This is a genomic window from Cohnella sp. WQ 127256, from assembly GCF_024519285.1.
GTDB lineage: Bacteria > Bacillota > Bacilli > Paenibacillales > Paenibacillaceae > Cohnella.
In genome coordinates this window covers 501,584-525,177 of the sequence record NZ_JAMZCY010000004.1, presented here as the reverse complement: position 1 = coordinate 525,177, position 23,594 = coordinate 501,584, and the positions used below count along the sequence as shown (strand labels likewise).

The window sequence follows — 23,594 nt, the reverse complement described above, 5'->3', positions numbered from 1 at the left end:
TATCTGAATTGATTGGTTAACAACCATCTGAAATCATCTTAAGCCACCCTTGTTGACAACTATATGTCAGGGACGGTACGGTATTATGAAAATAATCGACGGCTTTCTTGCTTCATAATAAAATTATGGGTGGTAAAAAGGGGGGGTTGTCTTGAAGGTACAGAGACTACTTGGGATTACTATGGTTCTATTAAGTCAGCGTAGGGTTAACGCTCAGGCGCTTGCAGATAAGTTCGAGGTGTCGCTTCGGACGATCTATCGTGATCTGGAGACGATTAATACCGCGGGCATTCCTCTTGTTTCCTTTACTGGAAGCGACGGGGGCTATGAAATCATGGAGCAGTTTCGTATCGATCGGCAAATCGTTACATTTGATGATCTTCAATCGATTCTTACTGCACTGAAGGGTGTACAGGCGTCGCTTGATGACCAGGAAATGGACGGCTTATTGACCAAGATTAAGGCATTGGTAGCTAAATCCGAGCAGAACCAGATGGAAGAGGCGGGCGAAACGCTCATCATTGATACGAACCTATGGCATGGAGGGGGATTGAAGGATAAGTCCATTCTTTCCTTGTTGCGCCAGTCATCGAAGAACCGATCTGTCGTATCGTTTCTATATACAACTACAGAAGGACTCGGAGAACAGCGAGAGGTAGAGCCAATTGGGATAGCTTGGAAGGGGTATGCCTGGTATTTGTATGCTTACTGTAGACTTCGCAGTGATTACCGGACGTTTCGCCTTTCGAGATTAAGCGGATTACGGATTCATTTGGAGCATTTCAAAAACCGAGGTGTTCGAATGGAAGAGCTTGACGCTCGGTGGGGGAATAAGGATGGAGGTCCTGTTGTTGAGCTTCTGCTTCGTTTTCATTCTAGGTTAAGAATGCGGGTGGAGGAATCCTATGGCTTGGACAACGTAGAGCTTCAAGAGGATGGCTCGTTGCTAGTCAGAGCTAGCTTTTCGATTAATCAAAGGATGTATGGCATGATCCTCAGCTATGGACCGGATGTTCGTGTGCTTGAGCCAGCCCATGTAGCGGACAAGATCAGAAGCTTAGGGGAGCAGATCGCCAATCAGTATATAGAGGCAACGAATGAGGATATTAGATAACCGGATGATCAGTGCTGAGCTTATTAGACTCCGCACTGATCATCCGGTTTTGTTTTGGAGCGATGAGCGTTAGTTGGATAAGGTCGCATGATCAGCAAGCATGCCTTCCAGCCGTTTCTTCACTTCCGGCCATTCTGAAGCGATGAAGCTATAATAAGCTGTGTCTCTAATATAGCCATCATTCAAAATTCGATGACTTCGGTGTATGCCTTCGGGAGTTGCGCCAATACGCTCCATCGCCCTTAAAGAACGGGTGTTACGGGAATCAGCTTTAAGTTGCACACGAACCGTACCCAATGTCTCAAAGCAATGCTGTAGGAGCAAATATTTGCATTCGGTGTTGACGCGGGTTCTCCACACCTCTCGGGCAAGTGCTGTCCAACCGATTTCCAATTGCCTATGTGGGACGGAAATATCTGCAAACCGAGTCGTTCCGACTAGACGCTCTGTCACCCTGTCTCGAATGACGAAAGGTAAAGTCACTCCTCCCCGTTCCGCTAAAGCTGTCTCGACATAGGCTTTCATATCATCAATAGTGCGCATTCCGGGAGGAGAATAGGTCCAGATTTCCGGAGCATTCAGTGATTCATACAGTGGGGCGATATGAGAAGCTTCCATTGGAACAAGAGTTACACTTGCTCCTTGCAAAATAACAGGTTCAACTTTCATCGGCTTTGTCTCCTTTTTGTTTTCCGTTTACTAGTAATTAGTAAAATAGATTACAAGGAAAATTGGAGGTTGAAAAGTGCCAATTTAGAGCTTTATTAGTAGTCCAATTATTATAGTGAATTTGTGACATAATTCGACAAAATTTTCAATATTCATTTGCTATATTAGTACTATCGTACATAAACCTTTCTATCTAAGTGCGAATTCATTGGAGTCGAGGAGTGTCATAGAGCATGAAAAAAAGAGCAGGAATGTTTTCAGTTTTACTACTGATCGTTACTTTAGCTTTTCCGTATCTTGCATATGCGGAAGAGGGAGTTAAGTTTAAGGATGTCGGCGGTACCTTCTGGGCAGAGGACGAAATCAATAGCATGGCCCAGTTAGGGCTGGTGAAGGGCTACTCGGATAATACTTTTAAACCGAATAAAGAAGTAACAAGAGAAGAGTTCGCCGCGATTATTACCCGTGCTTTCTATTTGGATTTGCCGAATGATAGCCTTTCGCCAACGTTCATGGATGTGACGAAATCAAGATGGTCTTATACGGCGATAGAAGCTTCCAAAGAGTTTCTTACGGGGTATTATCCACCATCGGGCAAAGCCTTCTTCGACCCGACTGCAAAAGCGACGCGGGAGGATGTTGCGGTTGCTCTTGTGAAGACACTTGGTTATTTACCGGATGATTTGAAGAATGATCAGATACTTAACCTCTTTGACGACCAGGATGACATTTCACCTAATATGAGCACATATGTAGCTCTAGCAGTTGAAAATAAGTTAATCAATGGTTATAACGATAGGACATTTAGACCGGAGCAGCCGGTTACGAGGGCAGAGTCCGCAGCTCTACTTTATCGTGTTATCAAGGGAGCAGCGGGAGACAGCCAGCAAGCTCTCACGCTAAATGTTGAAGTAGCTGAGACGACAGCAACGCCCACATTTTACATCACGGGTGATGTAACCAAGGGCGCGAAGGTATTCATTAACAACGAAGAAGCCGAAGTCGTACAAGGCTCATTCCGTGTTGGTTTCCGTCTAAATGAAGAAGGTACCTACAAGTATACCGTATCTGCACGGTTGACTGGTGGCAAGACACAAACGGTGACGAAGACGGTTAAATATGAGAAGGGGGCACCTTCTCTCGATGTGAAGGGTATACCGGAAACGACTGACAAACAAACGATTACCGTCACATGGACGGCGAAAGATGGTAATGATTCGAATCCAGTCGTCTATGTTAACGGTGATAAGCAGTACGCTTCCTCCGGCTCCACCAAGATTAATCTTGTGGAAGGCGACAATGAGATTACTGTTATTGCGGAGAACAGCTCTGGAAAATCGACTAAAGTCGTCAAACACGTTATTTTCCGCGGGAATGGTCCCGTGTTAAACGTGCTCAATGTTCCGGCAACGACGGATAAGGACACGTTGAAAATAAGCTGGTCCGTACAAGATACCAACGATAGCTCACCAAAGGTTTATCTTAATGGAGAGCCGCAATACGGCACGACCACGATAGTAAATCTTAAAGAAGGTACGAATACATTCACGTTCAAAGCCGTTAATAGTATGGGTAAGTCAACGGAAGTAACGAAAACAGTTGTATTGAGCGGAGGGGCACCTGTTCTGATTGTAGATCCGCTCCCAGAGACGACGAACAAAGATTTGATTAAAGTAAGCTGGAATGTTAAGGATCAAAACGACAGCTATCCGAAGATATATGTAAACGAAGAGCAAGCATACGGCACTAGCATGAACGTCTCATTGAAGCCAGGGCAAAATAAAATAACGGTCAAAGCAGTTAACAAGCTAGGGAAAATAGCTGAAATATCTTCGAATGTCACGTTTGCGAGCAGTGGCCCTACGCTAATTATAGGTAACATCGCTCCAACGACGGGTAAAAATTCAGTAAAAGTGACCTGGACTGTGTCCGACAACAACGATAGCTACCCGAAAGTGTACATTAACGATGAGCAGGTTTATGGTAGCGTTACAGTCGTTTCTCTGGTTCCGGGAACAAATACGATTAAGCTCAAGGCGGTTAACAGCTTCGGTGCAATAACAGAAGAGTCACGTACAATTGTATTCGAGCCGCAGGGGCCGCGATTAATTTTAGGATACGCGCCGGAATCAACAGCATCGCAAAAGATCACACTTACTTGGACCGTAAGCGACGAGAACGATAACTATCCTAAGGTGTATGTAAACGACAAGATGGTCTATTCTTCTAGTATGGATGTGACACTGAATCCGGGCGTGAATACTTTCAAGATTGTTGCGAGTAATAGCCTCGGAAAAACGTCAGAAGTTGTATACACGGTTATGTACACTCCATCACCGTAAAAGAGAAAAAAAAGAATAAACTACTAAACAAAAGGGCACCCATTTGGGTGCCCTTTTCGATGTACACGAATATGTATTCATACTAGGCCAAACGCCGAGCGGAAGGCTCTGCCGTTGAGGACTAGAAAGCAAATCATCTCATCTTCGCTAGAAGATACAGGAAGTAGGGGGCGCCAAGCATCGCAACGATTAATCCAGCAGGAATGTCGATTACACGAGACAGCGTATCGGCGATAAGAACGAGCAATGCGCCGAGCAACGCGGAAGCCGGCAGTAAGACTTTATGCGTTGTCCCGATGAGTCGACGAGCGATATGTGGGGCGATCAAGCCGACGAAGCCAATCGAACCACTAACTGCCACACAGGATGCGGCCAATGCAACCGCAGCTGCAAGAAAGGTAAGACGAGCTCTCTGAACGGGGGCGCCGAGACCTGTCGCGATATGATCGCCAAGATTCAAAAGGTCTAGTACCCTCGCCTTATAGAAAACAAAGGGTAGAATGATAACAAGCCATGGCAAGAGCGCCACTACGAATCTCCAATCAGTACCCCATATACTCCCCGCAAGGAAAGCCGCCAGAAACTGATAATTATCTGAATCAAGCTGGATCGTCAGGACAATCATCAAGGCATTTAAACCTGCTGCGACTGCAATTCCCGAAAGGATGAGTTTAGTTGGTGATAGGCCTATATTCTTCTTGTAGGCGAGCATAACCAAGAGCAATGCGGCGAGACTAGCTCCTATGAATGCGAGGCAAGGTAGAAGCCATACAGGAGCGATCGTCTTATTCGGGAAGTAGGTAATGAATAGAACAACCATAACCCCGGCTCCTGCATTAACGCCGAGAATACCCGGATCGGCAATCGGGTTGCGAACGACCCCTTGAAGCAAGCATCCGGACACTGCGAGTCCTGCGCCAATGAGTAAGGAAATAACAATCCTCGGCAGGCGAAAATCAAAAAGGGCGAGCTTCTGCTGGTCTGTGCCTTGTCCGAACAACGTCCGTATCACATCCAGTGGCGACATGCTCAACGAACCCGTGTTCATACTAATAATAAATACAGCTGCGATCAATATCGCAATCGTAATGAAAAATACGGTTGCCCGTGCTTGTTTAGGATTGTGTGGCTCACTGCGTAACGTATTCATGTTAACTCTCTCCTCTCCTTGCGAACAAGATAGAGGAAGAACGGTACACCGATTAGAGCAATTAACGCTCCTACCGGCGTCTCGAAGCTCATATTAATCATTCTCGCACCAAAATCCGCAGCCACAACAAGTAAAGCTCCCAGCACCGCCGAGCATGGGATGATCCAGCGATAATCAACGCCGACCAAAGCTCGCGTAAGATGTGGAATGAGCAATCCGATGAAACCGATCACTCCAGCAACAGCAACAGATATGCCAGCCAACATCAGTACTATGAAGAATAATGCGATCTTAATAGGCAGAACACGCATTCCAAGACCAACCGCAAACTCTTCTCCGAAGCTAAGTAACGTAATGAAGCGAGACAGCAGCATCGCTCCGATTAAGCCCCCAATGATCCATGGAAACATCAATTCGACCTGATCCCACCTTGTCCCAGCAACGCCACCTGCATACCAGAACGTCATACTCTGACCGACCCGATAGTGTAGGGCAATGCCTTGGCTAAAGGCAAGCAGCAGTGCACTTATCGCCGCACCCGCCAACGTCAATCGCATCGGAGTTAAGCCACCCATCGATATTGATCCGATGCCGAATATCAATACACCACCTAGAGTAGCACCCAAGAAGGAAAATAACATGAGAGATAAGAATGGCAATCCAGGAAAAAAAGCGAAGCATAATGCCAGAGCTAATCCAGCTCCGGCATTCAGTCCGAGCAGCCCAGAATCGGCGAGTGGATTACGAGTCATCCCTTGCATCATAGCGCCCGCTACCGCTAAGCTTGCTCCGACCATCGCTCCCGCCAACACTCTCGGTAACCGGAGCGCATGAATGACCTGATGCTCCGTTAGATCCGGATTAAAGCGGAATATTGCCGACCATACCGTGGCCAGGTCAATATCCTTCGCTCCAAAGGATACGGACAACATCAAGCCGAGCAATAGGGCAAGGAGTCCAATTAGAATAATTGACATCGCAGCCCAGGGACGTGATTTAATTTGTATTGGATGTTGAGGTTCAGACGACCCCTTCTTAGAGGAGATATCCATATAAGCCACCTTTAGTAGAAATAAAATTGCAATATGTAACGTTATGTATTAGAATGATCAACAGTGATAATGATTATCATTATTATTTACTATTGTTAATATACTTTATCGCAATCAATATGGCAATTACATAATAGAGAAGAGGAACTTTTTTGAAAACAGGAAAACGCTCATTTGCACTTATTCTTATTGTCATTCTTTCCGTTATTGCCGCTGCGTGTAGCGATAATAACTCGAGCAGCAACAATTCTGCTAGCCCTTCGGCATCGCCGACTGCTAGTGAGAGTAGCTCACCTACTCCATCCGTAGAGCCTGAAGCGACAACGAAGACAATTAAGGATGGGCTAGACCGGGACGTAGAAATTCCAACAAAGCCGGAGAAGATCGTTGTGCTAGGGAATATGGGTGAAGTGCTGTCATTGGGGATTAAGCCAGCTGGCACGAATGACTACTACCTAGGTAAATACGGGGCGGATTTACTGTCTGGCGTTATAAGTATCGGTGGCGATGAACCCGACATGGAGAAAATTCTCGGGCTTAAACCGGATTTGATCATCATTCCTAGCTACTTTGCCCCTGAAGTTCTGGAGGCTTTGCAAAAAATTGCACCGACAGTCGCAACGAAGTGGGGACTTCTCCCCCTGGAGCATTTGTCCGTAATCGCCGGTTGGTTGGGCAAAGAGGCTGAAGAAAAAGCATGGTTAGCGCAATACGCAGACAAAGCGGCTCAAACCAAAGAAGCACTTAAGCCGTTTAACCTCGCAGGTGAGAAAATCGTTATTCTACAATTCTGGAACAAAGCGATCTATCAGCATGCAACAACCGTATTTACGCCACTGTTCCAAGATATCGGCTTCGTTCCTACGGAAGCACAAGCTGCCGTAACGAAGACGGAGGCAATTACGGAAGAGGCTGTCGTTGATTATGCAGCCGGTGCAGATCGCGTGTTCATCCTCGTGGATGGTCAGGCAGATATCGATACGTATAATACTCTTAAAGCTTCCGCATGGAAGAACATTGCTGCCGTGAAGAACGATAAGGTCGTGCTAGTCGATAGCGCAAGATGGAACGATTACAGCACTGCTGCAATGGAATGGATGCTTGAGGATTTGGTCAAGTTGATTAAATAAAGCATAACGTAAGATGAATATCGAATAGCGAAGAAAAGAGCGCATACCCGCGGGTAGCGCTCTTATTCTGTCTTTTGGTATAAAATTTGGTGTAGAAGCTGGTGTAAAATCATTTCTTCGATTTCTTCACGACACTCCTGCTTTTTTCTAAATAACCGACTGATTTCTCAAATTCCCGACTAGCAACGCCGAGATACAAAATGTCGATCATATTCAATTGCGTAATGCGGGAGGAGGTAGCCCCGCTGCGAATCTCTGTTTCAGTAGAAGAAATGTAAAGCGGGATATCCGCCAATTGGCTAACCGTTGTACTGCCATAGCGAGTAATAGAAATCGTTGTAGCTCCAAGCCCGCGTGCACGCTTCAGGCAATCTATAATCGTTTGCGTTTCTCCAGAATAGGAAATCCCCACGACTACGTCGTCCTTCTCTAGCATAACGGAAGAGATTAGCTGAAGATCTGAATCTGAGAAGGATAAGCACGTTTTATTAATCCGCATAAACTTATGCTGAGCGTCAATGGCAATTAGGTTAGATGCACCAATCCCATAGAAGTAGATGCGTTTGGCACGCTGTAGGGCCTCAACGGCTTTTTCCACGTCTTTAACCGTCATCACTTTGAGCGTATCTCGAATCGATTGGATGTTATTGTTGGACACATTCTCAATGATCTGTTCTATAGAATCTTCACGTGTAAACTCTTGATAGCCTACGCTGCTGCTCTCATCCTGCAAATCGCCTACGACTTTGAGCATTAGCTCTTGATAGCCTTTAAATCCTGCCGACTTACATAACCGAATAACAGCTGCCTGACTGCCGCCGCTTTCCTGGGAAAGCTGTGCGACAGACATCCCAATGATCCTGTGTGGATCTTGAATAATGAAATCTGCAACCTTACGCTCGGAAGGAGTAATCGCATTCAGTATTTCTCGTAGTCTCACAAGCCCACCGTTCATATAAGTCCTCCTGTTCAAGCCCTTGTTCCGAGTGTTGTGTTGTTATTTAACAGCCCCGGAAGTTAACCCATCCATAAACTGCCTGGAGGCGAAAGCAAAAATTAAGATCATCGGTAAGGAAGATAAGGTCAAGCCTGCAAACAATACACTCCAGTCGGTAGTGAATTCACCAAATAGCTGCATCATACCAAGGGGAATCGTCTTTAATGCTTCATTCTGGATAAAGATCATAGGGAAGAAGAATTCGTTCCAGACACCAATAAAATTGATAATCAGAACTGTGCCAAGAGCCGGACGCATTAAAGGAACTAAGATCTTCAATAGCAGTCCCATGTTGGACGCGCCGTCAATTCTCCCAGCCTCCTCAAGCTCCTTCGGTAATGTCCGGAAAAACCCGGTCAGAATCAATATAGCCATCGGCAATCCTGTTCCAACATGTATTAATATAATCGACCAGAGTGAATCGACCAAGCCCAGATCTTTAATGAGTAAAAAAAGCGGGACGAGACCGAGCTTAATGGGCAGCATCATTCCAATCAAAAAATAGAAAAACAGTAATCCATTCCATTTGAAGTTAAATCTAGCGAGGTAGTATGAAATCATAACACTAATGATAAGTAATATTGCAAGTGTCACTATACTTACATATACGCTATTACCAATATATTTCGCGTAGTTTAATTTTACAAATAATGTTTCATAGGAGATAACGGTCCACTTAAGCGGAAAGGACAGCGGTTTGGTAAAAATCTCGATATTCGGCTTAAATGACGAAATGATCATAAGGAACATCGGGAAGAGTGAAATAACGGCATATACGAATGCTATTGTATATAGAATACCTCTTTTTAACAATTTAAAGTTCATGTAGGCGATCCCCTTTCTTAGGCCGAATCCTTTTTATTCACATAGGACATGAATAGGGCGGAAATCGTCGCTATAATGACAAACATGACAACTGCCAGTGCAGAACCAATACCAAGTGCACCCGAATCCCCTGCATTCCCACCGAATGCTGTGCGATAGAAGAACACTGCCAATAAATCTGTTGAATAATAAGGCTCACCCATTGAACCCTGCATTGCAAATACTAGCTCGAAGGCTTCAAAGGCTTGGATGAACGTCATTACGACAACGATAACAAGTGGCTGGAACATCATGGGTAGAATCACAGACCGCACGAGACGGAATCCAACAGCCCCGTCTAGCTTGGCAGCTTCCAATACCTCTGACGAAATGGATTGCAACCCAGCCAAGAAGAGAAGCATGAAGAAACCAATAGCAAACCAGGAATTGATCAATACGACTGCTGTTAAAGCTGTATCCGGATTTCCAAGCCACGCAAGTGCGTAGGAACCGAGACCTACTTTTTCCAAAAATACATTGAGAATGCCCATATTCGGGTTTAATATCATTTTCCATAAGAAGCCAACGACAATAATGGATAACAACCGCGGGAGGAAATAAGCTACTTTTAGAAATCCGGTACCCTTTATTTTCTTGAAAATAATGTAGGCCAACCCGAAGGCGATCCCATTCTGTACAACCATCTCCACTACGAAGTAGTAGATATTATGGCCTAATGCATTCCAGAACATCGTGTTAAATGGCTCTTTAGTAAATAGAGTAATAAAATTATCAAAATTATTGAATTCGCCCATCGTCATGCCATTCCACTCGAATAAACTATAGGTAAATGCGGCAAGAATGGGGTAGACGACGAATATCGAATATATAGCGACGGCAGGAATCGGAATCAAGTGGATTAATTGTTTTCTCCAGGACGACTTTTTCCGAATCAATCTGGCGTTATTGGCATTTTCCATAGAGCTAACTCACCTCGCAATAAAACTTAATCGAACTTTTTAGAAAAAACAGCTGTCGCCATCTCAAGGCACGTTCCTAATAGAAGCGCACATAACCCATAGAGGCGACAGCAATTTTGTGGGACTAGTCTGACAGGACAGGAGCTTTTGTTAACTTACTTGCTTACTGGTTTAAACCAAGTGTCCAAGCTTTTTTGTACTTCTTCAGCAACGCCTTCTGGAGTCAAAGCATTCAAATACATACCTTGAAGCGCATTCTCCAGTGCCGATTTAGTTGTAGGGCTTCCCGAGTTCAAATAAGTGACGGCAAAGTAAGGTACAGCGTTAGTGGCAGAATATTGCGCAATTTCATTAACTAGCTCATCGTCGGTCGATACACCTGGAATTGGTGAAGGAGACTTTGTGCTATTAAGAATAAGTGATCCGTATGTTTCGGTGGTCATGAATTGAAGAACTTTTTTAGCTGCTTCTTTGTTTTTGGAATTCTTATTAATTCCGAATGAACCGTCTACCCAAGTAGAAATGGAAGCTTTACCATTTGCGTCAACTGGGGGTACCGGGAACATTCCGATTTTGATATCTGGATTCAAGGCTTGTATGGATGCAATTTCGAAATGTCCGTCGATGACCATTCCCGTCTGCCCCGTTGCAAACATGGTGCGAATATCTTCCATTCCCAAGCCTTCGAAGTTATTAGGGAAGTAAGGCTTAAGGCTGTTCATCGCTTCAATTGATTTTATAAATTCAGGGCTGTTGAGCTTAGCTTCACCCTTCAAGAATTTTTCGTTGAAATCAGCGCCGTAAAATTGCGGTGCAATGGCACCGTGCATGAGCGACAATACCCAGCCCTCTTTGGAACCAAAGGCGAATGGAGTTACTTTGTTCTCTTTAAGCTTGTCTGCAACTTTGATCATTTCGTCCCATGTTTTAGGCACTGTCAAACCATTTTTTTCGAAAATATCTTTGTTATACAAAATTTGTGTTGCACTTAGCATATAAGGGACACCATATTGTTTGCCATCTGATCCCTGAGCAGCAGCCAGTTGGTCAGCGGTGAATACACTCAAGCCCTCTAGCCCGTCGATCGGTTCTAAATAATTGGCATCAGCCAGAGCCGTGGTACCCGCATAAGGACGAAGGTGGATAATATCCGCCGCCGAATCGGTCTTAAGTGCTACGCTGAGCGAAGTGTTGTACTCTGTCGCTTTAACAGCCTTATACTCCAACTCGATTTCTGGTGCGACTTTGTTCAGTTCCTCTTGAATCTTCTTGTACAGTTCTACTTCACTATCGCCAGCTCTCCAAGAAGTAACACTTACCTTCACTTTATCGACTGCGGCTGATCCTGAGGCCGCAGGTGCTGAGCTGCTGGAATTATTCGTATTGTTGTTACCACATGCGGATACGACGACTGTAGTTGCTAACGCCAATACTGCTAATGACACTTTTTTGGTTTTCATGTTTTGAAATCCTCCTGTTGTATGGTTAATTTATATATCGTTAGTTATTGCAGCAGCTGCATCATGAAAATGACTTCTTAGCTGTGTGATATTGTGACCACGGCCATAGTGCACACGATTTGTAAGCAGTACCACAGCCCGGTTAAGCTTTGGATCGATATAAAGGCTTGTACCTGTGAAGCCGGTGTGTCCATAAGTCTCATGCGAGAATAAGGAGCCGGATACATCGGCCTGATCTCCCCTCAGTACCCAACCAAGGCCGCGCCTGCTACTCAGATTACGAGTCTGACTTTCGATCGAGGTTGCAATCGTCGCTGGTGAGATCAAGCATTGATTGTTAACAAAGCCCTTATTCAGCCATAATGCTGCGTATTGTAACAAATCGTCGGCAGTAGAGAAAAGTCCAGCGTGGCCGCTTATACCCTTAAGAGCTCGAGCATTCTCATCATGAACGATGCCTCGCCAATGCTTGCCGGTTTCCTGTGACATCTCCGTCGGAGCAATTCGTGGCAGTAGGTCAGAAGGTGGGCAAAAGCAGCTATCCCTCATACCAAGCGGGTCAAAGATATACCGTTTAGCTGCTTGGTCGATGCTCATATCCATCATACGGGCTATGATAGACCCCAGTACGATAAACCCTAAATCGCTGTAAACAACCTGTTTGCCTGGCTCAAAACTGAGCGGCTCACTACCCAAGCGATGAAGTAAGTTGTCCAATGTACAAGGTAGAGAATGAAAGTCACCGCTAGATGCAAGTCCTGATGTATGCGTTAACAAGTGACGGATCGTCATCGCTTTGGCTTCGTTGCGTGTAAATTCAGGAACAATATTAGAGATATGATCCTCTAGCTGAAGCTTACCTTGATCCATTAGCATGAGCACGAGAGGCAATGTTACGACAACTTTGGTTAGTGAAGCGCAATCATAAATCGTATCGTAACGCACAGGTAGCATTTCTTCGTCCGTATCCACGGACAAGCCTGTGGCATAGCGGATTCGTTTACCCTTCCATTGAATTGCCGCGGCAGCCCCTGGAATTAGCCTATTGTGGACAGCCTCGCGTATTGGCCCCCATACCTCCTCCAAGCTGGAGGGAGAGGTATGCCAAGAAGCAGCCCCCACGAGATCCATATGTTCAGTCATTATCTCCGACGTCCTCATATAATAGGTAAGGTTTTCGTATTTGCTCCCAATCCGCGCAATCACTTCTCCACTGCGCGATAATCGATTCTAATACGTTAGGCTGATGTAATGATGTACGAACGATATCGCTTCCAGTCAAAATATCAATGAAGGGTAGGCCGTCCTCATTGCCCCTCCACTCAAACTCATCTGGATGCATCATCATGATTTGATGAAGTAGTCGTAGACCGGTTTCTGTCGAATGATACAGTGTTTTATCTGTTACGTAGGTCATAATTCCATTACATAGGAGTCCAGCGTGTTTCTGAAATGTGGGTGAAAAAGTGACTGGTTGAAACCATACTCCCGGAAGCTTCATATCGTTCATTGAATCGCATAGCTTACGATGCTGTAGCCAAGGTGCTCCAACCATCTCAAATGGCCGCGTTGTTCCCCGTCCTTCGGAAAGATTCGTACCCTCAAAAACACAGTTACCTGCATATACCCGGACGGTATTTATCGTAGGCATATTGGGAGATGGCATAATCCAAGGTAAACCGGTATCGGGAAATTCCGTGGAACGATTCCAGCCAACGAGTGGGATAACCTGTAGCTCACAAGCTTTATCCATCTGCCCGTTAACAAGTCTTGCAAACTCTCCAATAGTCATTCCCGTCATAGCCGGCATTTTCCAGGCACCTACCATTGAGAAGAAAGGCTCTTTCAGCATACCCCCTTCAATGTGGTTACCTCCAAGTGGATTGGGACGGTCTAGCACGATCAAAGCGACATTATACTTTGCACATGCCTGCATCATGTAGATCAGTGTCGTCAAATACGTATAAAACCGAATGCCTAGATCTTGAATATCGAAAACAACAACATCGATATCCCGCAGCATTTCCTCAGTTGGTTGACGATTTGATCCATAGAGACTGTAAACAGGAATGCCATACTCTGGGTCAATCGCATCCTCGAACAATACACCGGCCTGCTTCTCGTTTCGCAAGCCATGCTCACATGCAAAGCATGCGCTGAACGTGGCTCCTTCTATTTCTTTACAAATATCAAGCGTTGAACGGAACTTGGAGTCGATGCCTGTCGGATTTGTGAGTACTGCAAAGCGTTTGCCCTTTAAAAGCTTACTTCCAATGGTCGAAAGCTGGTCGGCTCCAACCAACACCTGCTTATTCAACCCACATGCCCCCTCTATGATCCATCTGGTTTCAATCTATCGTAATTATATCATTTTGAAATTTAATTTCAATATAAAATATTTTTTTACGTAAAATAAGAGTGAATAATTAGCGTTCTGTCTTGGTTAATTATGAATATTTCCTTGTATTTACGGGGTTTTTGTTTGAATGTTGTTGCGTAAACTCGGCTAATTTTCGTTTATACTTAAATCAGTTGTTACTAGTTTCATTCGTAATATGTGATATATTCATAAAATTTTATTTTACAACTAGGTATATATAGATTATTATATTATCATTCCCAGCCTATGACCGTTTCAAATACAATGCCAGAATTTGGGGGAGACATAATGAAGTATGTGCTTGGTTTCGATGGTGGAGGCACAAAAACAGAAATGGTTGCCGTCGATGCGGATGGCTACGAGCTTTCCTTATATAAGGGAGGGGCGAGCAACCCTAAAGCCGTAACGTTAGATAAAGCCCAGATCCATATCATAGAGCTATTAGATCAGTTATATGATAAAGGTTCCCTCGAACCTGTGCATTGCCAAGGCGTATGCTTAGGGTTGGCAGGAGTAGATACGGAGCAAGAAAAGGGAAGAATGTTGCAGCTTGTCCAACGATATTTCGTTGAACGAGGAGCCCCTAATCTTCCCATTCGAGTAACGAATGACGCAGAAATCGCGCTTATGGCCGGACTAGGTAATAATCAGGGCATTATTGCAATTGCAGGCACTGGAGCTATTGTTTACGGGATTACTCCAACGGGTCACAACTTTCGTACAGGAGGTTGGGGGCATATTCTTGGCGATAAAGGTAGCGGCTATGAGATTGGTCTAATGACCTTACAGACTGTTATGAGCGCCTATGATGGAATACGACCACCAACACAATTAACTAAGCTAGTTACTGATCTGTATGGTCTCCGCTCTCCTCAAGAGCTTCGTTCGTATATATATCAACCTCATATTCAAAAGAAGCACATTGCGGAGTCCGCAGAGCTGTGTATACGAGCAGCGGAGCTTGATGATCAAGCGGCACAAGAGATTATTAAGAGCGTAGCAACGGATCTTGCTAATCTGACAGGCGCAATACGTACGAAGGATAGTTGGTTTGCGAATTCTCCAATTGCTGTAACAGGTTCAATATTCAAGCACTCCTCCTTGTACAAGGAAACTTACAAGAAGCAGTTAGAGGCTATATGGAAGCAGCCAACGATTGTTGCCGCCGAACAAACACCCGCTTATGGAGCCGCCCTGCTGGCAGCAAGGGAAGTGGACGATTGGGGACACTGAAAGATCGCCTAGTAAGTCGTGCCCATAGGATCGCTAAACTTTGCCATACTTTAAGGAGGATTTGTTCATGAGTATTGACATTAAACACTTAACATCTGAACAACAAAATGAAAATACACGTCATATTGATCAACAATCAGCCATTGATATTCTAAAGTTGATTAATATTGAGGATAGTAAAGTATCTAACGCTGTGAAAGAGTGCATGCCTGAGATTTCCAAGTCTGTTGAAGCTATTGTAAGTAGCTTCAAGGTGGGTGGAAGGCTACTTTACTTTGGTGCCGGAACGAGCGGAAGGCTGGGCATACTAGATGCCTCTGAATGTCCTCCTACTTACGGGACTAATCCTAGTCAAGTGATAGGGGTCATTGCTGGTGGACCAACTGCGATCCAAAATGCGGTTGAAGGAGCTGAGGATAACGAGGATTTAGGGAAGTCTGATGTCGATCGGTTTGAAGTCAACGAACGCGACGTTGTCGTTGGCATATCTGCGAGTGGACGATCTCCCTATGTAATCGGGGCAATGAAGAGAGCACTAGAGCTTAACGCGACCGTAGTGGGCGTTGCGAATAACCAGAATTCTGCTATGAGAGACTTGGCATCCATTATGATCGAAGCCGTTGTAGGCCCAGAAGTCGTGTTGGGTTCTACAAGAATGAAGGCGGGCACTGCGCAGAAGATGATCTTGAATATGATGACTACTGCCTCTATGATATTGAGCGGCAAGGTCTATGACAATTTAATGGTAGATATGCAATCCTCCAACAAGAAGCTAGTTGTTCGCGCGAAGCGATTGATTGAGATGGCTACCGGTGCTGACGAAGAAACGATTCAACAAGCATATGAGGACTCCGGCCATCATGTCAAAACAGCTATTGTAATGATTCTAGTTGGTGTCCCTGTAGAAGAAGCGACTAGGCTTCTAGAGCAAGCAGATGGGTTTGTTCGTAAGGCGATTCTTCTTGCCAATGTCCAGGTGTAATTATAATGAGCGAATAGAAAGAGCCACAACCGATAAAGTAGGTTGTGGTTCTTTCCGTTCTCGTACTTGCTCGCTTATGAGAGTGATAGCAGCTTCCCTAAGGAAGCTGAACATAGAACGACGTAGTTTCATTCGGCACACTTCGGGCATAAATTCTTCCCTTATGCTGCTCAATAATCGACTTGGCTATTGCTAAACCAAGGCCATATCCGCCTTGTTTGCGTGATCTGGAGGCGTCGGCACGGTAGAAGCGATCGAAGATTCTTTCGAGATGCTCGGGAGGAATGCCTTCTCCCGTATTCGTCACGGTTAGCAGAATGTCGTTGTGCGACTTCTTGAGTGTGAGAGCTATGGAGCCCTTGGAATTGGTGTATTTGATGCCGTTGTCTAAGAGGATCATCACCACCTGCTTGATTTGCTCGTTGTTGCCGCGTACGGTCAAGTTAGGTTCAATCTTGTAGCTTAGCGAAATATCCTTCTCAAACATAACGGCCTCCATCGTTAGAATGATGCCCTCGACGGCTTCACTCACGTTAAAGTTCGTGAAGATCATGCTGGCTCTGGAATCGTCCATTTCCGTTAAGTACAGAAGATCGTTAGTTAGTGTTTTCATTCTTTCCGTTTCCGATTTAATGCGGTGCAGCCACTTCGATTGATTGTGAATGGTGTCCTCGCTATTAGATAAGAGGACGTCCGCATTGGTGTTAATGACGGCTAACGGAGTTTTCAATTCATGGGAGGCATCGGCAATAAACTGCTTCTGCTTATCAAAGGCTTCCTTGACCGGTTGAATGGATCGGTTCGCGAAAAAACGGCTCGTAAAGAAAATAACGATGAGCATAACCAATCCGACGACAGCGAATGTGTAGATGAGATTCGTAACGATCTTCTGCTGGGCGGTGACGTCAAGGTATACAATGGAGTATCCTGCCTGATTCTGTTGTACAGTATAAGCCCATCTGTTGCCATCCAAGGTAAATGGGCCATTCTTCGTAGGATCGGAAGCGGCTTTATCAATTGCAAGCTCATAGAATTCACTGTCCATATCGAATCGGGAGTCCGTAGCGATAATGTTCCATTGCTCGTCCGTCTGTAAGGAGAAGGAGACCGATCGTTCCGGCGGTGGGTTCGCTTTGCCCTTGGAGAGCTGAGGTAGATGATCCCCGCCCAGCCCCTGTCGAGGCTCTCCGAGTTTGCCATCTTGTTTGCGATAAAATTCGGATACACTATGCAGCTCGGATTCGATATCGCTACGCACGTTCTGATAGGTAATCGTATAAATAGAAGCGAAAGCCAAGAGCATCATGAAGGAGATGATAACCAGGTTAACGATAAGAAACCGATTCCTGAGTTTGTTGAACATTAAGGGGTTTCCTCCAATACATAACCTACGCCTCTGATGGTATTAATGCGGACGGATGAATTCAGAAAAGAGATCTTTTTCCGGATGAAAGAAATATATACTTCCACGTTATTATGTTCAACCTCCGAATCGAAGCCCCATAGCTTTTCAATAATCTGCTCCTTGGAAGTGACTGCACTTTTCCTCGATATTAATAGCTCCAATAATTCGCTTTCTTTTAAGATCAGCTTGAGTTCTTTTCCTTTGCAAGAGAGCTTGAGATTCCCCGTATTAAGCTCCATATCGCCAAATTTTAACGCATCCTCTGGCACGACTTCTCCCTTACGCCGTAATGCCGCTCTTATTCTAGCTAATAGCTCCTCCGTCGAGAACGGTTTGGCTACATAGTCGTCTGCGCCGTAATCCAGTCCGGAGATCTTATCGGAAATTTCTCCCTTAGCCGTCAGCAAAATAACGGGTGTGAAAATCCCTTTGCCCCGTAGAGTCCTTAATAGAGTCATTCCATCCATTTCAGGAAGCATGATGTCGAGCAACAACAAATCATATATGCCACTTAAAGCATTATCTAACCCTGATTGACCATCGTGGACAGCATCGACAGAGTAATGATGTTTTTTTAATATTTGGGCTAATGCTTCGGCAAGATGGACCTCGTCTTCTACGATTAATATTCTCATGGTCGCTTCCCCTTCACGTGTTCATGGTAAAGCTTCATTACATGATCATTGTATTAATCGAACCTTTAATCAACCTTAATAGTAGCATTAGACCATACTTTAGGAAAAAATTCGAATGGCTTCGGACATTTAAGATTCATTAAAGGTTCCGGCTCTAAGATACAGTCATGGAACGGCGATGCATTCGCCCAATGAAAGGAGCGCAACCGATGGCCATTGAAGTGTTCAATCGATACGAAAGCAAGTATCTGATGGATAGCAAAGCTTTTTATGTTTTATATAACCGATTGCTTGAATATATGGAGCTTGATGAGTACAACAAGAACGATAAGTTCTATTCCATTAGCAACATATACTTCGATACCGAGCATGATTCATTAATCCGAAATAGCCTAGCAAAGCCGAAATACAGGGAAAAACTCCGGATTAGAGCCTACGGCATTCCAGCAAAAGACGCAAAAGTGTACTTGGAGCTTAAGAAGAAGGTGTTCGGCTTGGTGAACAAGAGGAGGACAGCGCTGAAGCTGAACGAGGCTTTCGAATTCGTTCGGACGGGGACGGAGCCGGAACTCAGAGAGTATATGAATAAACAAGTCATCCATGAGATTCAGTATTTTTTACAACGTTATGACTTACAACCGAAGGTGTATCTGGCTTATGACCGAATAGCGATGTTCTGCAAAAATAACCGGGATTTGCGAATTACTTTTGACACGAACATTAGATCAAGACGTGATGATCTTCGACTTGAGAATGGAGACCATGGGGAACAGCTGTTAGACCGTGGGCAATGGTTAATGGAAGTGAAGGCGGAGAAAACAATTCCGATGTGGCTGTCCAGAATGCTGTCAGAGCATCAGATGTATCGGACGAGCTTCTCCAAGTACGGCAACGAATACAAAAAAATGTTGATGAACAACAAATTAGAGAAGGAGAGAATTTTTTTATGATCGAATCTATTTTTGCTTCAACGACGAGCTCAGAATTAACTTTATCTACTGCCGTGCTAACCATCGTGATTTCCATCGCTTTAGGCGCACTTATCAGCTTTACCTATATGAAGACTCAAACTGGAACAGGGTATACTCAGAGCTTCGCTTTGACGATGATCGTGCTACCGACGATTGTAGCCATAATCATCTTGCTTATTGGTAGTAACATTGCTAGAGCTTTCAGTCTTGCGGGGGCTTTCTCCATTATTCGGTTTAGAAGCGCGCCAGGCGACCCGAAGGATATCGCATTTGTATTGTTTACAATGGCAGCTGGACTTGCATGCGGTGTTGGATCGTTTGGTTACGCCATATTGTTCACAGTATGTCTCTGCTTACTGATGTTCTTCCTGAAGGTGATTAACTTTGGGGCCAAAAAAGCGGCGCAGAAAATGCTTAAAATTACGATTCCGGAAAATCTAGGGTACGAGGAAGCCTTCGATGAGATTTTCAAGCAATTCAAGATTAATTACGAGTTGAGAAAGGTCAGAACGACCGAGCTAGGCAGCTTGTACGAATTGGTTTATGTGGTTACGATCGACCATCTGACGAACCAGAAGGAATTTCTCGACGCCATCAGATGTAGGAACGGGAATTTGGATATTACCTTAACGATGAGCCCCACCGCTTCAGAATACTAAAATAAGAGAGGAAAGATGAACAATGAAAAACAAGTGGACGGTTAAAAAATTAGGTGTCGTTCTATTATGCGCTGTTATTTTGTCGGCATGCAGTAATAATTCTGCAACAACCTCTAATGCTGGAGCTTCATCGCCAGTGTTGAATGAAACCAATGGGACGACAGCAGGCGCACAATTAGCTAGCGTTGATCTGATAAAGAAGATCGAGTATGCAGAGAATGATTATTATACAGATTGGAGTTCCGATAATCCGATTGAGATTAAACTAAATGGTTCAGGGGCAAGCGTCGAGGGGTCTGGAGCAACAGTTAAGGACAGCACGATTACGATTACAGCGGCGGGTACTTATGTGCTGAGTGGAAAGCTCGATGACGGGCAAATTGTGGTCAACGTGCAGGATAAAGGAATTGTTCGCTTAGTCTTAAACGGAGTGGACATTTACAACAGCAGCACCGCCCCAATCTACGTGGAAGAAGCGGGCAAGACGATTATTTCTTTACAAGAGGGGACGGAAAACCAGATTACGGATGGAGAAGCTTACGTTTACCCGGATGCGTCTACAGACGAGCCTAACGCGACGATCTTCAGTAAAGATGATCTCACGATTAATGGTACGGGCAAGCTCATCGTTCAAGGTAACTATAACAATGGGATAACAAGTAAGGATGAGCTGAAAATAACAGGAGGAACGCTGGAAATCCATGCTGTTGATGATGGGCTGATGGGACGTGATTTGGTTGCTGTCCAAGAAGGTAATATCACAATCGAAGCAGGCGGACATGGAGTTAAAACGACGAATGACGAGGTGGACTCCCTAGGTTATATCGACATTACGGGAGGTTCGTTTAGCCTTAATTCCGGTGAAGATGCCCTGCATAGTAGCGGTGGTATTGGAATAGCTGATGGAGATATTGCTATAGCTGCAGGTGACGATGCCATTCATGCGGATGTGTCGATCGCAATCGCAGGAGGTACGATCGATATTACTAAAAGTAATGAGGGGATTGAGGCTCCAACAATTAAGATTTCGGATGGCACAATCAGTGTGGTGTCCACAGACGATGGAGTAAATGCTGCAGGGGGAGATGATGCATCCACTGAGACTGAGGGAAGTGCTGGAAGTGGAGGCCCTCAATCGGGTGCAGCTTCATCCAACATGATTACGATTAGTGGTGGAAATTTAACGGTTGATGCTCAAGGTGATGGATTGGATGCGAACGGTTCAATTGTGATGACGGGCGGAACGGTTATGGTTAACGGTCCGACCAACAATGGCAACGGTGCTTTGGATTATGATGGTACCTTCGAAATGACGGGTGGAGTTCTCGTTGCTGCTGGTAGCTCAGGCATGGCGCAGGCCACATCTGATTCATCGACGCAATATGGCATTATGATGACCTATCCTCAGACTCAGTCGGCGGGTACGATGGTTCATCTGGAAGATAGCGAAGGCAATAACGTCATCACCTTTGCTCCTTCCAAAGATTATCAATCCGTGTTCATTAGCTCTCCGAATATGAAGAAGGAGGCTAGCTATACCCTTTACTCAGGGGGGACATCGACGGGCACCGAGATGAATGGAATTTATGACGGTGGCGATTATAAAGACGGTACGAAGGTTGTTGAGTTTCAGACTGCAAGCATCGTAACCTGGCTGAACGAATCAGGTGTGACTGAAGCTAGAAGCGGGATGGGAGGACCGGGTGGCGGGAATCGCGGACAAGGTGGAAATCCCGGACAGGGTGGAGATCGAACACCTCCAGATGGGGAGCGACCAATGAAGAAGCAGTAAATAATAAAACGCCTCACTCCGCTTTAATGCGGATGAGGCGTTTTGGTCGTTTCGCTAAGCCGCTCCGAGCGGTCTAATGGACCGGAAGTCGAGAAAAGTTGGTCAAACCAACCTATACAAGACTTCCCCCACTTTTGCTGTACTTCACAATACCTTCAGCTGCGCGATAGGCTAGAGCACCGACTGTTCCTGTAGGGTTGTAGCCACTATTGTGAGCGAATGCGGAAGCGCCGACAACAAACAGGTTTTCCATATCCCACGCCTGTAGGTACGAGTTAACTACTGACGTATCTGGACTAGCGCCCATAATAGCGCCGCCTGTATTATGCGTAGACTGGTAGTTGGTGATCTCGTACGGCCCCTGTTCATTGTAGACGACGACTTGGTCTGCTCCCATTTCCTTAAGAATGGCACCACATTTGTCACCTAGGTATTTCACCAATTGCTTGTCCTGCTCTTCGAAGTCGAACGTAATTCGCATCAACGGATCACCGAATGAGTCTTTGTAGGTGGGGTCCAGATCAAGGAAATGATGCTTGTACGCCATGCAGGAGCCTTCAGCCCATACCATGACGTTGCGGTTGTAATATTTGAGAGAAGCGGACTTAAAGGCTTGGCCCCAGCCAGGTGTGTCGGGTGGCACTGTGTTGTTCGCAATCGGTCGACTGCCAGACTGTGAGTAAGAGATATTCGCTCCATGGATAAAATTGAGATCCTTATGGTCGAAATTATCTCCATTGTAATCATCGATGGTTACTCCCATCGAGCCGGCTCCGGAATAGAGGTTGAATTCCTTGCTCTCAAAGAAGCCAACCCCTGCGGCTGCCTCAACCTGATAAGCGTAGTTTTTGCCAACAGCTCCTTTGCCCGTCGTCGGATCGTATGGCTTGCCGATGTTGGACGTGAGCAGCAGCCGCACATTGTTGAACACATAGCTTGTCAGGATAACGATATCAGCCGGCTGTTCGATTTCTTCGCCAGTTGTAAGGTCGACATACATAACACCGGTGGCTTTCTTCCCTGTATGTAGTACCCGTCTGACGTTGGAATGCGTCCGAATCTCGAACTTTCCGGTTTTTTTCGCTACTGGAATGACCGTCACAACCGGATCGGCTTTCGCTCCATATTCGCAACCAAACCGTTCGCAAAATCCACAGTATTGGCAGGCGGCACGTTCGATTCCATCGGGATTGGTGTAGTCCGTAGACAGATTAGCGGAAGGCATAATAAACGGGTGATGATTCAGCTTCTTGTTCGCCTCAAGAAACATCTTCATCACAGGTGAAGCTTTCATCGGTGGCGTCGGATAGTCGCTGGAGCGCTTGCCCCCGAGTGGATTGGTTTCTCCGGAAATACCGGTCATTTTTTCGAATTTATCAAAATACGGCTCCAGCTCGTCATAGGTAATGCCCCAATCCTGAATGGTCATGTCTGCTGGGATTTTGTTTTTGCCATAGCGTTCAATTGTTTTTGACCTTATCTCAAAATCGTATGGCAAGAAGCGGAATGTCATTCCGTTCCAGTGAACGCCTGCACCACCTAGCCCGTCGCCGAGCAAGAACGAACCGTAGGAACGCATCGGAAGTGCACGAATCTTCTCGTTCGGACGGAACGTGATCGTTTCTTTGGACAGATCCTGAAACATCTCGTAGCGGCGTGCGTAACGAAGCTCATCATGCACCATATAATAATCCTCGGTCTTGCGATCCTTACCTCGCTCTAGACCTACGCAGTTAAGACCGGCCTTCGTCAGTTCCGCGGCGATTATGCCGCCAGCCCAGCCAACACCGACAATGACAACATCTACCTTAGGTAATTTTTTTGCCACCCTAATCCCTC

Annotated in this window: 20 protein-coding genes; 8 read left to right on the top strand and 12 right to left on the bottom strand. The window is 45.4% G+C overall.

Annotated features, from left to right (window positions below; genetic code table 11):
* The first annotated feature begins 151 nt into the window (after window positions 1-151).
* Window positions 152-1,114 (top strand): helix-turn-helix transcriptional regulator, encoded by a 963-nt coding sequence (locus tag M1K58_RS13915; protein ID WP_256759457.1) that lies wholly within the window; start codon window positions 152-154, stop codon window positions 1,112-1,114.
* A gap of 69 nt (window positions 1,115-1,183) precedes the next feature.
* On the opposite strand, the gene M1K58_RS13910 is transcribed toward M1K58_RS13915, so the two are convergent.
* A complete protein-coding gene (locus M1K58_RS13910; RefSeq protein ID WP_256759456.1) occupies window positions 1,184-1,783 on the bottom strand; it encodes a GNAT family N-acetyltransferase in 600 nt (199 codons plus the stop codon).
* Between the two features lie 233 nt (window positions 1,784-2,016).
* Here M1K58_RS13910 and M1K58_RS13905 point away from each other — a divergent pair, with 233 nt between their 5' ends.
* Entirely contained in the window at window positions 2,017-4,125 is a 2,109-nt protein-coding gene (locus M1K58_RS13905; RefSeq protein ID WP_256759455.1) for an S-layer homology domain-containing protein, read from the top strand.
* A 133-nt stretch (window positions 4,126-4,258) separates the two neighbouring features.
* Here the strand turns inward: M1K58_RS13905 and M1K58_RS13900 are convergent, their stop codons facing one another.
* A complete protein-coding gene (locus tag M1K58_RS13900) occupies window positions 4,259-5,275 on the bottom strand; it encodes a FecCD family ABC transporter permease (RefSeq protein WP_256759454.1) in 1,017 nt (338 codons plus the stop codon).
* The gene (locus M1K58_RS13895) at window positions 5,272-6,327 is read right to left on the bottom strand and encodes a FecCD family ABC transporter permease (protein WP_256759453.1); all 1,056 of its coding nucleotides are present in this window, start codon (window positions 6,325-6,327) and stop codon (window positions 5,272-5,274) included. The genes M1K58_RS13900 and M1K58_RS13895 overlap by 4 nt, the downstream gene beginning before the upstream one ends.
* Before the next feature lie 152 nt (window positions 6,328-6,479).
* Here M1K58_RS13895 and M1K58_RS13890 point away from each other — a divergent pair, with 152 nt between their 5' ends.
* Complete coding sequence (locus M1K58_RS13890) at window positions 6,480-7,457, top strand: ABC transporter substrate-binding protein (protein WP_256759452.1); 978 nt, start codon at window positions 6,480-6,482, stop codon at window positions 7,455-7,457.
* 109 nt (window positions 7,458-7,566) lie between these two features.
* Here M1K58_RS13890 and M1K58_RS13885 read toward each other — a convergent pair whose 3' ends face one another.
* From M1K58_RS13885 to M1K58_RS13860, 6 genes are all read right to left on the bottom strand, one after another.
* The gene (locus tag M1K58_RS13885) at window positions 7,567-8,412 is read right to left on the bottom strand and encodes a MurR/RpiR family transcriptional regulator (RefSeq protein WP_256759451.1); all 846 of its coding nucleotides are present in this window, start codon (window positions 8,410-8,412) and stop codon (window positions 7,567-7,569) included.
* Window positions 8,413-8,454: 42 nt separating this feature from the next.
* Complete coding sequence (locus M1K58_RS13880; protein WP_256759450.1) at window positions 8,455-9,279, bottom strand: carbohydrate ABC transporter permease; 825 nt, start codon at window positions 9,277-9,279, stop codon at window positions 8,455-8,457.
* Window positions 9,280-9,296: 17 nt separating this feature from the next.
* Window positions 9,297-10,238: a carbohydrate ABC transporter permease gene (locus tag M1K58_RS13875; protein ID WP_256759449.1), complete on the bottom strand. Its 942-nt coding sequence runs from the start codon at window positions 10,236-10,238 to the stop codon at window positions 9,297-9,299.
* A 155-nt stretch (window positions 10,239-10,393) separates the two neighbouring features.
* Complete coding sequence (locus tag M1K58_RS13870; protein ID WP_256759448.1) at window positions 10,394-11,698, bottom strand: ABC transporter substrate-binding protein; 1,305 nt, start codon at window positions 11,696-11,698, stop codon at window positions 10,394-10,396.
* A 30-nt stretch (window positions 11,699-11,728) separates the two neighbouring features.
* Window positions 11,729-12,841, bottom strand: coding sequence for a serine hydrolase domain-containing protein (locus tag M1K58_RS13865; RefSeq protein ID WP_256759447.1), 1,113 nt, complete (start codon window positions 12,839-12,841; stop codon window positions 11,729-11,731).
* Entirely contained in the window at window positions 12,834-14,015 is a 1,182-nt protein-coding gene (locus M1K58_RS13860) for an exo-beta-N-acetylmuramidase NamZ family protein (protein ID WP_256759446.1), read from the bottom strand. Before M1K58_RS13860 ends, M1K58_RS13865 begins: the two co-directional genes overlap by 8 nt.
* A 351-nt stretch (window positions 14,016-14,366) precedes the next feature.
* On the opposite strand from M1K58_RS13860, the gene M1K58_RS13855 reads away from it, so the two are divergent.
* Window positions 14,367-15,311, top strand: a complete 945-nt coding sequence (locus tag M1K58_RS13855) for a BadF/BadG/BcrA/BcrD ATPase family protein (RefSeq protein ID WP_256759445.1) — start codon at window positions 14,367-14,369, stop codon at window positions 15,309-15,311.
* A 67-nt stretch (window positions 15,312-15,378) separates the two neighbouring features.
* Entirely contained in the window at window positions 15,379-16,293 is a 915-nt protein-coding gene (gene murQ, locus M1K58_RS13850) for an N-acetylmuramic acid 6-phosphate etherase (protein WP_256759444.1), read from the top strand.
* Between the two features lie 97 nt (window positions 16,294-16,390).
* On the opposite strand, the gene M1K58_RS13845 is transcribed toward murQ, so the two are convergent.
* Both M1K58_RS13845 and M1K58_RS13840 read right to left on the bottom strand, forming a co-directional pair.
* Window positions 16,391-17,656, bottom strand: a complete 1,266-nt coding sequence (locus tag M1K58_RS13845; RefSeq protein WP_256759443.1) for a sensor histidine kinase — start codon at window positions 17,654-17,656, stop codon at window positions 16,391-16,393.
* Window positions 17,656-18,333: a response regulator transcription factor gene (locus M1K58_RS13840; RefSeq protein WP_256759442.1), complete on the bottom strand. Its 678-nt coding sequence runs from the start codon at window positions 18,331-18,333 to the stop codon at window positions 17,656-17,658. The genes M1K58_RS13845 and M1K58_RS13840 overlap by 1 nt, the downstream gene beginning before the upstream one ends.
* Window positions 18,334-18,542: 209 nt before the next feature.
* On the opposite strand from M1K58_RS13840, the gene M1K58_RS13835 reads away from it, so the two are divergent.
* Genes M1K58_RS13835 through M1K58_RS13825 form a run of 3 tightly spaced genes read left to right on the top strand, consistent with a single transcriptional unit; the run spans window position 18,543 to window position 21,755 of the window.
* Entirely contained in the window at window positions 18,543-19,283 is a 741-nt protein-coding gene (locus M1K58_RS13835) for a polyphosphate polymerase domain-containing protein (protein ID WP_256759441.1), read from the top strand.
* Window positions 19,280-19,963, top strand: coding sequence for a DUF4956 domain-containing protein (locus M1K58_RS13830; RefSeq protein ID WP_256759440.1), 684 nt, complete (start codon window positions 19,280-19,282; stop codon window positions 19,961-19,963). Before M1K58_RS13835 ends, M1K58_RS13830 begins: the two co-directional genes overlap by 4 nt.
* A 22-nt stretch (window positions 19,964-19,985) precedes the next feature.
* Complete coding sequence (locus M1K58_RS13825) at window positions 19,986-21,755, top strand: carbohydrate-binding domain-containing protein (RefSeq protein WP_256759439.1); 1,770 nt, start codon at window positions 19,986-19,988, stop codon at window positions 21,753-21,755.
* 112 nt (window positions 21,756-21,867) lie between these two features.
* Here the strand turns inward: M1K58_RS13825 and M1K58_RS13820 are convergent, their stop codons facing one another.
* Window positions 21,868-23,583 carry a GMC family oxidoreductase gene (locus M1K58_RS13820; protein WP_256759438.1) on the bottom strand — a complete coding sequence of 572 codons (1,716 nt, stop codon included), beginning with the start codon at window positions 23,581-23,583 and terminating at the stop codon, window positions 21,868-21,870.
* Window positions 23,584-23,594: the final 11 nt, after the last annotated feature.